The sequence below is a fragment of the Devosia sp. genome, from assembly GCF_036563435.1.
Taxonomy (GTDB): domain Bacteria; phylum Pseudomonadota; class Alphaproteobacteria; order Rhizobiales; family Devosiaceae; genus Devosia.
Map to the genome: position 1 here is coordinate 48,179 of NZ_DATCMJ010000018.1, position 11,986 is coordinate 60,164.

Below are 11,986 nucleotides of genomic sequence, written 5' to 3' on the forward strand. Positions count from 1 at the left end.
TATCCCCCACCCTTGATCCTCCCCGCAAGGGGGAGGGTGTCGACTGCACTATCGCTGTTCAAACTCCATCAGCATTCGTGCCATTTTCCCCATCAAGGAGAATCGCTTGTCCCGCCCCGAAACCCTCTCGCCACTCTTTGCCTCCCTCCACTCCATCAAGGGCGTGGGCGACAAGCTGGCGGCGCTGCTCACCCGCTATTTCGGGGCGCCCGAGGGTCAGGAAGCGATCGCGCTCGACATCCTGATGCACATGCCGTCCGGGGTGGTCGATCGCCGCCGGCAGGTGGGCATCGCCGAGGCCTATCTCAACCAGATCGTCACGCTGAAGCTCCATGTCGACCGGCACCAGCCGCCGCCACGCGGCAAGCCGCACGTACCGCATCGCGTCTTCGCCCATGACGACACCGGCGAAGTCCAGCTGGTCTTCTTCCGTGCCCAGGGCGGCTGGGTGGAAAAGGCCCTGCCCATCGGCGAAGAGCGCTTCGTTTCCGGACAGATCGGCTTCTTCAACGGCGAAAAGCAGATCACGCATCCCGACTACATCGTCGAGGCAGACAAGTTCGCCACCCTGCCCCTGGTAGAGCCGGTTTACCCGCTGACGCAAGGGCTGAGCTCCAAGGCCCTGGCCAAGCTCGTCCGCCAGGTGGTGGACGGACTACCGGCGCTTCCCGAATGGATCGATCCGGCCACCATGGCCGAACGCACGTGGCCGAGCTTTGCCGATGCCATGCGCATGGTGCATCTGCCGACCAATCCCGACGAAGCCCAGCTGTGGGCCCCTGCTCGCCAGCGTCTCGCCTATGACGAATATCTCGCCGGCCAGCTCACCTTGCAGCTGATCCGCTCGACCGTTACCGGCGTGCGCGGCATCTCCCGCAGCTTTACCGGCGACATCACCCAACGTGTTAGCAATGTGTTACCATTTGCACTCACACAAGGGCAGCAAAACGCTGTCGATGAGATACGCGCCGACCTCGCCTCGTACGACCGCATGTCGCGCCTGCTCCAGGGTGACGTGGGCGCCGGCAAGACCGTTGTGGCGCTCATGGCGATGGCTGCAGTAGCTGAAAGCGGCGCCCAGTCCGCCCTGATGGCGCCGACGGAATTGCTGGCCTCTCAGCACTTTAAGACGCTCAAACCGCTTTGCGACGCTGCCGGCGTGGGCTGCGAACTCCTCACCGGCAAGATGCCCGCCGCCGAACGCCGCGCCAAGCTCGCCGGCATCGCCAACGGCGACACGACCATCGTCGTCGGCACCCACGCCCTGTTCCAGTCCGGCGTCGAGTTCCACAACCTTGGCCTCACGGTCGTCGACGAACAGCACCGCTTCGGCGTCCACCAGCGCCTCGCGCTTTCCGATAAGGGCCGCCACACCGACCTGTTGGTGATGACCGCGACGCCTATTCCACGCACCCTGGTCCTCACCCATTTCGGCGACATGGCCGTCAGCGTCCTGCGCGAAAAGCCGCGCGGCCGCCAGCCGATCGACACGGCCGTGCTCTCGATCAACGACTACAGCCGCGTGGTTTCCCGCCTCCAGGCCCGCCTCGGCGAAGGTGCCCAGGCCTTCTGGGTTTGCCCTCTGGTGGAGGAAAGCGAGCATCTCGAAGTGGTCGCCGCCGAAGACCGCTTTGCCGAGCTTCAAAAAGTCTTCGGCGACGGGGTCGCCTTGGTGCATGGCCGCATGAGCGCTGCGGCCAAGCAGGAGGTGATGCAGCGCTTTGCCGCCAACGAGCTCAAGCTCCTCGTCGCCACCACGGTGATCGAAGTGGGCGTCGACGTGCCCAACGCCTCCATCATGATCATCGAGCACGCCGAGCGCTTCGGCCTCGCCCAGCTGCACCAGCTGCGCGGCCGCGTCGGCCGCGGCTCGCAACGCTCCGCTTGCCTCCTGCTCTACAAGGAGCCGCTCAGCGAAACCGCCAGAGCCCGTCTCGACACCATCAAGTCCACCGAAGACGGTTTCGAGATCGCCGAACGCGACCTCGAACTGCGCGGTCAGGGCGATGTCCTCGGCACGCGCCAATCCGGCATGCCCGGCTATCGCCTCGCCGTGCCCGACGTGCACCGGCACCTGCTCGACTATGCCCACGACGCAGCAAAGGCCATGCTCCAGCGCAATCCAGGCCTCGCCGGTCCCGAAGGCGAAGCCGCCCGCACGCTGCTCTATCTGTTTAGGAAGGACCTGGCGATCCCGCTCATCCGGGCGGGATAACGCAGGTACCCTCGCACCCCCGATCGTCACCCTTGGGCCTGACCCGAGGGCTATTCACTTACCGACGCTGATCAAGTGCAACGCCCTCGGGTTAAGCCCGAGGGTGACGTCCGCCGGTGGTCCTGCCGACGCGCGACGCTCTATTCCACCGTCACCGACTTCGCCAGATTCCGCGGCTGGTCCACGTCCGTCCCCATGAACACGGCCGTATGGTAGGCCAGCAATTGTACCGGGATCGTTGCGAGGATCGGCGCCACGAAGCTCGACACGTGCGGGATCTCGATGATGTCGGCGACGCCGTGACCCACCGTCTGCGCACCCTCGGCATCGGTGATCAGGATGATCTTGCCGCCGCGCGCTGCCACTTCCTGCATGTTGCTCAAGGTCTTGTCGACCAACTCGTCCGAGGGCGCCACGACGATGACCGGCATGTCCTCGTCGACTAGGGCGATCGGGCCATGCTTGAGTTCACCCGCTGCATAGCCTTCGGCGTGGATATAGCTGATTTCCTTGAGCTTCAGCGCCCCTTCCATGGCGATGGGGAACATCGGGCCGCGCCCGAGATAGAGCACGTCCTTTGCCTTGGAGAGGCGCTTGGCGATCTCCATCACCTGGCCCTCCGTCCCCAGCGCCTCCGACACGGCCGCGGGCAGATGGATAAGGCTGCGCACCAGGTCCGCCTCCTGTTCGGCATCGAGCACGCCCCGGGCGCGGCCGGCCGCAATGGCCAGGCTGGCCAGAGCCGTCAGTTGCGCCGTCAGCGCCTTGGTGGAGGCGACGCCGATTTCGGGGCCGCAGAGGATCGGGAACACCACGCCGGATTCTCGCGCGATGGTGGATTCGATCGTATTGACCAGCGAGGCGACGTGCTGGCCTTGGCTCACGCAATAACGCAGCGCCGCTAGTGTATCGGCCGTTTCGCCGGACTGGGAAATGAACAGGGACAGGCCGCCCTTGTCGAGCGGCGGCTCGCGATAGCGGAATTCGGAGGCCACATCGATATCCACGGGCAGCCGCGCATAGCGCTCGAACCAGTATTTGGCCACTGCACCCGCCAAGTAAGCCGTGCCGCAGGCGCTAATGGTGAGGCGCGTCAGGTCCTTGAAGTCGAAAGGCAGCGTCTCACGGATCGCCACCTTTTCGGCGCCCATGTCCACATAGTGGCTCAACGTATGGGAGATGGTCTCGGGCTGCTCGTAGATTTCCTTGGCCATGAAATGCCGGTGGTTGCCCTTGTCCACCAAGAGCGCCGACGCCTGGGAAATCTGCTGCTCGCGTTGGACGATAGCGTCCTTGCCATCGCGAATGGTGACGCCATTGGGGGTGATGACCGCCCAGTCGCCGTCTTCGAGATAGGTCAGGCGCGAGGTGAACGGCGCCAGCGCCATGGCGTCGGACCCCAGATACATCTCGGTCTCACCATACCCGATCGCCAACGGCGCACCGCGACGGGCTGCGATCAGGAGCGCCTCCTCGCCCTTGAACAGAAAGGCCAGGGCAAAGGCGCCCTGCAGCTTCTTGAGCGTCCGCGCAACGGCCTGTTCCGGATCGGCACCATTGGCCAGTTCGCGGCTGACCCACAGCGCTACCGATTCCGTATCGGTATCGCTCTTGGGCAGGTAGCCGTCCTTGGCCAGATCGGCCAGCATCTCGCGATAGTTCTCGATAATGCCGTTGTGAACCACAGCCACGCGATCGGTGGCGTGCGGATGGGCATTAGTTTCCGTCGGCGCGCCGTGGGTGGCCCAACGGGTATGACCGATGCCGATCTGCCCGCTCAGCGGCTCCATGTTGAGCTTTGTCGCGAGGTTTCCCAGCTTGCCCTCGGCGCGGCGGCGGGCGATGTCGCCGCCTTCCAGCGTTGCCACGCCGGCGCTGTCATAGCCGCGATATTCAAGGCGCTTCAGCGCATCCACCAAACGGGTGGCAACCGGTTCGCTGCCAACAATGCCCACAATGCCGCACATGCTCTATTTCCCCTTGGCCGCTTTTTTGGCGAGCGCCTTCTCGCGAAGCTTGGGCGCATAGCCCGCTTTGTTTTCCTGTCGCGCCCGGCCGAAGGCCACCGCGTCTGCCGGTACATCTTCGGTGATCACGCTGCCGGATGCCGTATAGGCGCCGTCGCCGATCGTCACCGGCGCCACCAGCGACGCGTTGGAGCCGATGAAGACATCGTCGCCGATTACGGTCTTGTCCTTGTTCACGCCGTCATAATTGCAGGTGATGGTGCCGGCGCCGATATTGGTCTTGGCCCCGATCTCCGCATCGCCGAGATAGCTCAGGTGCCCGGCCTTGGTACCTTCGCCAATGCGCGACTTCTTCACCTCAACAAAATTGCCCAGGTGCACATCGGGGCCCAGTTCCGCGCCGCCGCGAATGCGGGCGAAAGGACCGATAGAAGCGCCCTCGCCGATCACGGCATCCTCGATGTCGCAGAAGGCCCTGACCTCCACATTGTCGCCGATCTTGACCCCAGGTCCGAACACCACATTGGGATAGATCGTCACGTCACGCCCCAGTTCGGTGTCGTAGGAGAACCAGACGCTGTCCGGATCCTTGAGCGTCACGCCGGCCTTCATGAAATCGTCGCGCCGCACTTCCTGGAACAGTTTCTCCGCGCGCGCCAACTGGCTCCGGTCATTAACGCCCATGACGTCGTTTTCGGGCGCCACGCCATAGCCGACCTTCTTGCCCGCGGCATTAGCCAGCTCGACTAGGTCGGTGACATAGAACTCACCCTGCGCATTGTTACTGTCGACCTTGTCTATCAGTTCTCGGAACACTTCGGCGCGGAACGCCAGGATGCAAGCATTGCAGAGCCCGATCCGGCGCTCCTCCTCGGAGGCATCCTTGTGCTCACGAATGGCCAACAACCGTTCGCCATCGGTGATGAACCGGCCATAGCCCGTGGGATCGTTAGGCTCGAAACCCAGAATCGCCACATCCCAGCCGGCGTCGAGCCGGTCCAACACGGCGCGGAAGTTCTCGCCCCGAAGTAGCGGGTGATCCCCGTAGACCACCGCTACATAGCCCTCCGCCTTCTCGAAGAGCTCCCGTGCCATTGAGGCGGCATGCGCCGTGCCCTTGGCAACGGTCTGCTCAAAATGATGGATGGTCGCGTCGATGGCAGAGATGCCGTCGCGGATGGCCTGGTGCCTGGGGCCGGTCACCAGCGCGATCTGCGTCGAACCCGCCGCACGCGCTGCCTGCGCCACGTGTCCGATGATCGGAAAGCCGCCCACCGGGTGCAGCACCTTGGGCGTTGCGGACCGCATGCGGGTGCCTTCGCCCGCGGCGAGAATGATCGACAGAAGTTCAGTCATCGGCAGGTCTCCGGCACGCGCAGTCTAGATGCCCCATTTGCACAGCATTGTCGCATGAACTCTTGGCGAATTGGTAACCAGCACGTCATGGTCAACAAGGATGTAACGCCTGATTCGACGGCACCATCGGGGTTTCGCCTTGGCTAAAGCATCGGAACAGTTCCGGCAATCGGACGTAACCACCTGGGGCATTGTTGCCCTGGTGCTGGCGGCCCTTGCGGTGCTGAGCGCCAATGTCTCGGCTCTGATGCCGCAGTCGCTGCTATCGGGCCTGCACCGGACCCGCATCGAAGGGGCGTCCGTCGAGCAACTGCGCGTCCAGGTGGCGCAGTTGCGTTCCGAAACGCAGGAATTGCGCCGCGAAAACGGTGTGCTGACCAACCGCTTCAACCTCGGCGAACAGCAGAACAACGAAGTCACCCGCCGCGTCGGCGCCCTGGAGGTCAGCCTGCCGCCCCTGCTCGAAAGCGTTGCCAGTGGCGTACCGGTCGACCTTGCCAATGTCACCGCCTCCATCCAGCAGCCAGCCGGCGAAACGGCTCCGGCAGAAGGCGGCTCGGTGATGGTGCGAACGCAGCCCCTGCCCGGCAGCGACGCGGCGGCACCGACGCAGCCCCTCCCCGCCCCCGTCGAGACTGCAATGGCGGAGAGTGCCTATGGCGTGGCGCTCGGACCGGCGGTCGACGGCGCGGCGGCAAGCGAGGCCTGGCGCGATCTCGACATGAAGCTCGGACCACTGCTCCTGGGCATGGCGCCCCGTCTCGCCGACCAATCGGAAAGTGACGAAAAACGCATCGTGGTCGGTCCCATTGAACAACTCGCCGATGCCACCACCCTATGCGGCCGAGTGGAGCGCATATCGGTCGCCTGCATGCCGGTCCCGTTCACCGGAACGCCACTCAACCCATGAGCTTTGGCGCAATTGCGGTTGACAGTCAGGGCCACGTGGCTATGTTCCGCCGCGTCGCCAGCAGCAAGTCTGGTTTGGTGCGTGCCGGTAGCTCAGTGGTAGAGCATTCGACTTTTAATCGAATGGTCGAGGGTTCGACCCCCTCCCGGCATACCAATCCCTTCATTTCATCAGAGCGCTGACGTGTCCCAGGATTTTACCGACCTGCTGAAAGTGCTGGCCACCACGGCACTGGTGTTTGCCGTCGGCACCTTGGTCATGCTCTACGTGATCCTGCTCCTGTCCACCTATGGCGCGGACCTGCCCATGGTGGGGTCGCTACCGCTCAGCGCACCGCCCGAAATGGTGCCGCTCCTCGCCAACAACCAGATCTTCACCACCCTGGCCGCCGCCCATGTAACCTCGGCCGGCATTGCCCTGCTGCTGACCAGCCGCTCCATCGACATGGCGCTGCTGATCGCCTCCAAGGCCGTAGCTGTCGTGATCACCGCCCTGCTCGGCTTCATCGTCGGGCATATGGTGTTCCTGCAGCTGACGGAACGCACGGCCTTTACGCTTGGACCGTTGACCCCAACCATCCTGGTTCTCGCCGGCTTCATGGTGCTGTCGAGCCTGCTGAGCGTGCAGAACCTGCGCCAGTTCGGCAAGCTCCGCTTCCTCGCGGGGGCGGCAATGATCCTTGCCGGCCCCATGCTGCTGGTCTGGCTCTAGGCCGCCAGCGTCACCACCACGGCACCGCGCGGCGTTGCCACAACCGTATGCTCATACTGAACGCAGGGCGCGCTCGGACGGCTCACCAGCGTCCATTCGTCATCATCGGACTTCTGGTCGGCCATCTTGCCGCCCAGCGACAGGAACGGCTCGATCGTGAACACCAGGCCGTTGGTCATGCGGCGGCGGTCGGAGCGGTCCGGCCAGGTGGCGATTTCGCCCGGCTCGTCATGGAGGCTGTCGCCCACGCCATGGCTGGCAAGGTTGCGGATCAGCGTATAGCCGCCCTTCTTGGCGAACTTGCCGATGGCGTCCCCGATATCGGCCAGCGGCGCCCCCGCCTTGACGGCGTTGATGCCGGCCCACATGGCCTTCTTGCCGTCGCGGCAGAGATTGTGCAGCCGCTTGTCGCCCTCGCCCAAAACAAAGGAAGCGCCGCAATCGGCGAATACGCCGTCCTTTTCCGCCGAGACGTCGATATTGACCAGGTCGCCTTCCTTCAGCAGCCGGTCACCCGGAATGCCGTGGGCGATCTCTTCATTGACCGAGATGCAGGTCGCCCCCGGAAAATCATAGGTGATGATCGGCGCCGAGCGGGCACCATGCTCAGCCAGGAGCTTAGCACCGATCTCGTCGAGCTCGAGAGTGGTCATGCCGGGACGCATGGCCGATGCCATGGCGTCGCGGGTGATGGCGCAGATGCGCCCGATGGCCTTGAGCCGCTCGAGCTGTTCTTCGGTGGTGATGGTCACTTGTGTTCCAGGTAGTATGCGAGCAGCCCCTGGGTGGAGCTGTCATGTCCCTCGCCGCTCTGCTTGCCCTCGACCTTGGGCAGCAGCGCCTTGGCCAGTTGCTTGCCCAGTTCCACGCCCCACTGGTCGTAGGAGTTGACGTTCCAGATCACGCCCTGGGTGAACACCTTGTGCTCATAAAGCGCGACCAGCGAGCCCAGCGTCTCGGGCGTCAGCTGCTCATAGAACAGGGTGTTGGACGGACGGTTGCCGGGGAACACCTTGTGCGGGGTCAGCTCCTTGATCCTGGCCTTGTCCAGCCCTTGCGCCTTGAGCTCGGCCACGACCTCTTCCTCGGTCTTGCCCAGCATCAGCGCCTCGGACTGGGCCAGCACATTGGCGACAAGCTTGTCATGGTGCGGCGGCAACTGCTCATGCGGACGCGCGGCGATCAGGAAGTCCACCGGGATCACGTCGGTGCCCTGGTGGATCAGCTGGTAAAAGGCATGCTGCCCATTCGTGCCGGGCTCGCCCCAGACGATCGGGCCGGTCGACCAGCCCACCGGCTTGCCGCTCAGCGTCACCGACTTGCCGTTGGACTCCATGTCCTGCTGCTGCAGATAGGCGGCAAAGCGCGACAGCCGCTGGTCGTAGGGCAGCACGGCATGGGTCGAGAACCCCCAGACGTTGCGATACCAGACGCCCAGCAGCGCCATGATCACCGGCAGGTTGCTTTCAAGCGGCGCCGACAGGAAGTGCCGGTCCATGGCATCGGCACCCTGGAGGAACTTCTCGAAATTGTCGTAGCCCACGGCCAGAGCGATCGGCAGGCCGATGGCCGACCAAACCGAGTAGCGCCCGCCAACCCAGTCCCAGAAGCCGAAGATACGATCCTCGCGGATGCCGAACTTGGCGCAGGCAGGAATGTTGGTCGAAACGGCGGCGAAGTGGTTGGGCACCGCCTCCTCGCCCAGCGTGTCGGCGATCCATTCCCGCGCCGAATTGGCATTGGTCATGGTCTCGTCGGTCGTGAAGGTTTTCGACGCGACGATAAACAGCGTCTTCTTGGGATCGAGGCGCTTGAGCACGTCATGGATATGGGCGCCGTCGACGTTCGAGACATAGTGGGCGCGCAGGTCTGGCCGCGTATAGGGCTCCAGCGCCAGCGTCACCATGGCGGGCCCAAGGTCCGAACCGCCGATGCCGATATTGACCACATCGGTGAACTGCTCGCCGCCATGCCCGCGGATCTGCCCCGAGCGCACGGCATCGGTATAGTTGGCGATTGCCGACAGCACAGCGCGCACATCGGGCATCACGTCCTTGCCGTCCACCGGCACCGGCTTGTCGCCCTGGTAGCGCAGCGCCATGTGCATCACGGCGCGGTCTTCGGTGATGTTGATGTGCTCGCCCTCGCACATCTGATCGCGCCGGTCCTCGACGCCGGCTGCCCGCGCCAGGTCGAACAGCGCGGCCATCACGTCTTCGTCGATGCGGTTCTTCGAATAGTCGAGCAGGATGCCCGCGCCGGTCGCCGAATAGCGCCGGAAGCGGTTCGGATCGACGGCGAACTGCACCCGCATGGGCTGGTCCTCGAGCCGCTTGCGGTGCTTGCCCAGGCTCGCGAAACTCGCCTTGCGTCCAGACTTAGCCATTTCGGGAAACCTCGTGTTGATCAGAGAACCGGCAGGTCGCCGGCAGTCCAGGCCGCGCGGGTCTCGGCGGCAAAATCGTCGAACCGGCCACCCTCGATAGCAGCGCGGCAGCCTTGCACCAGCTCTTGATAATAGGCCAGGTTGATCTGGGAAAGGATCATCGCGCCCAAAATCTCTTCTGTCTTAACGAGGTGGTGCAGGTAGGCGCGGCTCCAGCGACGGCAGTTCGGATTAGGTGACCGCTCGTCGATCGGCCGGTGATCATCCCGATGCCGTGCATTTTTCAGGTTGATGACGCCGAACCGCGTATAAACGTGCCCATGCCGTCCGGCGCGCGTCGGATGCACGCAGTCGAACATGTCGATGCCGCGACCGATGCCGCCCAGAATGTCGTCCGGCTTGCCCACGCCCATCAGGTACCGCGGCCGGTCGGTCGGCAGTTCCGGCGTGATTTCCTCGATCACCCGGAACATCACCTCCTGCGGCTCGCCCACGGCCAGGCCGCCCACGGCATAACCATCGAAGCCGATCGACTTCAGCCCCTCGGCCGACTGCCGCCGCAGCTCTGCATCGTCGCCGCCCTGTACGATGCCGAAGAGCGCCCGGTTGAGCTGGTTGTTGAACGCCGTCTTGGAGCGCTCGGCCCAGCGCAGCGACAGCTGCATGGCGCGCTCCATCTCCTTGCGCTCAGCCGGCAGCTTCAGGCATTCGTCGAGCTGCATGATGATGTCGCTGTCGAGCAGCGTCTGGATTTCGATCGAGCGCTCGGGCGTCAACTCATGGCTCGACCCGTCGATATGGGAGCGGAACGTGACGCCGTGTTCGGTCAACTTGCGCAGCTGCGCCAGCGACATGACCTGAAAGCCGCCGCTATCGGTGAGGATCGGGCGCTGCCAATCCATGAAGTCATGCAGGCCTCCCTGCGCGGCCACCCGCTCCGCGCCCGGCCGCAACATCAGGTGATAGGTATTGCCGAGAAGAATATCGGCGCCGGTCTCCCGCACCTGGTCGGGATACATGGCCTTGACCGTGCCGGCCGTGCCCACCGGCATAAAGGCGGGCGTCTGGATGTCGCCACGCGGCGTGTCGATGCGGCCACGCCGCGCCATGCCGTCGGTGGCGGAAAGGGTGAAGTTGACTTGTTTTGCTTGGGCGTTCATGCGCGCGGTCATAGCGGGTTGGGCAAAAGGAAGAAAGGGCCCGTAGGCGCTCCCCACGCTCGATCGTCACCCTCGGGCTCGGCCCGAGGGTGACGTCCCGTGGGAGAAGATAGAGGTTCAAAGCCCCTCGTCCCGCTACTCCGCCCGCAACAGCAGCGATCCGTCCCCGTATGAATAGAACCGGTAACCCTCGCGTATCGCATGAGCATAGGCGTTCTTCATTACCCCCATGCCCGCAAAGGCACTCACCAGCATGAACAGCGTCGACTTGGGGAGGTGGAAGTTGGTCATCAGCGCATCCACGGTGTGGAACTGGAAGCCCGGCGTGATGAAGATATCGGTGTCGCCCGAAAACGGCGCCAACACACCGCTGCGTGACGCGGTCTCCAGCAGCCGAAGGCTCGTCGTGCCCACCGCGACCACCCGCCCGCCTTCTGCCTGCCTGGCGCGGATGCGCGCCACTGTCGCCGCGTCGATCTCGCCCCATTCGGAATGCATCACGTGGTCTTCGGTATCGTCCACCTTCATGGGCAGGAAGGTTCCTGCGCCAACATGCAGGGTCACCCTCTCGATGCTGACGCCTTTGTCGGTCAGGTCCTGCAGCAGCTTCTCGGTGAAATGCAGGCCAGCCGTGGGGGCTGCGACGGCGCCATCCTCGGCGGCATAGACCGTCTGGTAGTCAACGAGATCGCGTTCCTCGACGCCCCGCTTGGCGCCGATATAGGGCGGCAAGGGCATGGCGCCATGCGACTTGATTGCCTCGTCAAGCTGCGCGCCGCCCAGCGCAAAACGTAGCGTCACCTCCCCCGTATCACCCCGACCGGCGACTTCTGCCACCAGCGCATTGGCCTGCCCATTGGCAAGCTCCAGCCGATCGCCCACGGCAAGCTTCTTGGCCGGACGGGCAAAGGCGCGCCAGGTGTGGGCATCCACCCGCTTGTGGAGGTTGAACGATACATTGGCCCGGTTCTCCCCGCGCACCCGCGTGCCGCGAAGCTCGGCGGGCAGGACCCTGGTGTCGTTGACCACGAGGACGTCGCCGGCGTTAAGCAGCCCGAGCAGGTCGGGGATGTGGAGGTCGGTCAGACCCTTGCGGGGGTCTACCAGCAGCAGGCGGGCGGAATCGCGCGGCTCGGCGGGATGGAGGGCAATCAGCTGCTCGGGCAGCTCGAAATCGAAGTCGGATACACGCATGGCCTCCCGTTAGCATGGCTTCCGCCGCGACGAAACGCTCAACCCATCCGGGAACACAAGCCGTGAGCCTGCATTGCCTCCCCAGAG

General features: G+C 64.3%; 9 protein-coding genes and 1 tRNA gene. 4 read left to right on the top strand and 6 right to left on the bottom strand.

The annotated features are described in order from the left end of the window. Positions 1 to 106: 106 nt before the first annotated feature. Positions 107 to 2,215, top strand: a complete 2,109-nt coding sequence (recG, locus tag VIL88_RS12760; RefSeq protein ID WP_331989414.1) for an ATP-dependent DNA helicase RecG — start codon at positions 107 to 109, stop codon at positions 2,213 to 2,215. 140 nt (positions 2,216 to 2,355) lie between these two features. Here recG and glmS read toward each other — a convergent pair whose 3' ends face one another. Next, entirely contained in the window at positions 2,356 to 4,182 is a 1,827-nt protein-coding gene (gene glmS, locus VIL88_RS12765) for a glutamine--fructose-6-phosphate transaminase (isomerizing) (RefSeq protein WP_331989416.1), read from the bottom strand. 3 nt (positions 4,183 to 4,185) lie between these two features. Next, complete coding sequence (gene glmU, locus VIL88_RS12770) at positions 4,186 to 5,538, bottom strand: bifunctional UDP-N-acetylglucosamine diphosphorylase/glucosamine-1-phosphate N-acetyltransferase GlmU (RefSeq protein WP_331989418.1); 1,353 nt, start codon at positions 5,536 to 5,538, stop codon at positions 4,186 to 4,188. Positions 5,539 to 5,677: 139 nt separating this feature from the next. Here glmU and VIL88_RS12775 point away from each other — a divergent pair, with 139 nt between their 5' ends. The 3 genes from VIL88_RS12775 (at position 5,678) to VIL88_RS12785 (ending at position 7,159) form a co-directional block, all read left to right on the top strand. Beyond that, on the top strand, positions 5,678 to 6,448 hold the full coding sequence (locus VIL88_RS12775; protein ID WP_331989420.1) for a hypothetical protein: 771 nt from the start codon (positions 5,678 to 5,680) through the stop codon (positions 6,446 to 6,448). A gap of 81 nt (positions 6,449 to 6,529) precedes the next feature. After that, positions 6,530 to 6,604: transfer RNA gene (locus VIL88_RS12780), tRNA-Lys, on the top strand. Positions 6,605 to 6,631: 27 nt separating this feature from the next. Further along, on the top strand, positions 6,632 to 7,159 hold the full coding sequence (locus tag VIL88_RS12785; RefSeq protein ID WP_331989422.1) for a hypothetical protein: 528 nt from the start codon (positions 6,632 to 6,634) through the stop codon (positions 7,157 to 7,159). Here VIL88_RS12785 and map read toward each other — a convergent pair. The 4 genes from map to queA all read right to left on the bottom strand — a co-directional run bounded on the left by map (position 7,156) and on the right by queA (position 11,899). Further along, entirely contained in the window at positions 7,156 to 7,911 is a 756-nt protein-coding gene (map, locus tag VIL88_RS12790) for a type I methionyl aminopeptidase (protein WP_331989424.1), read from the bottom strand. The two genes, VIL88_RS12785 and map, sit on opposite strands and share 4 nt — an antisense overlap. After that, positions 7,908 to 9,545, bottom strand: coding sequence for a glucose-6-phosphate isomerase (gene pgi, locus VIL88_RS12795; RefSeq protein WP_414650138.1), 1,638 nt, complete (start codon positions 9,543 to 9,545; stop codon positions 7,908 to 7,910). Before pgi ends, map begins: the two co-directional genes overlap by 4 nt. Before the next feature lie 20 nt (positions 9,546 to 9,565). Next, a complete protein-coding gene (gene tgt / locus VIL88_RS12800; RefSeq protein WP_331989426.1) occupies positions 9,566 to 10,705 on the bottom strand; it encodes a tRNA guanosine(34) transglycosylase Tgt in 1,140 nt (379 codons plus the stop codon). Positions 10,706 to 10,840: 135 nt separating this feature from the next. Next, positions 10,841 to 11,899 carry a tRNA preQ1(34) S-adenosylmethionine ribosyltransferase-isomerase QueA gene (queA, locus tag VIL88_RS12805; protein WP_331989428.1) on the bottom strand — a complete coding sequence of 353 codons (1,059 nt, stop codon included), beginning with the start codon at positions 11,897 to 11,899 and terminating at the stop codon, positions 10,841 to 10,843. Positions 11,900 to 11,986: the final 87 nt, after the last annotated feature.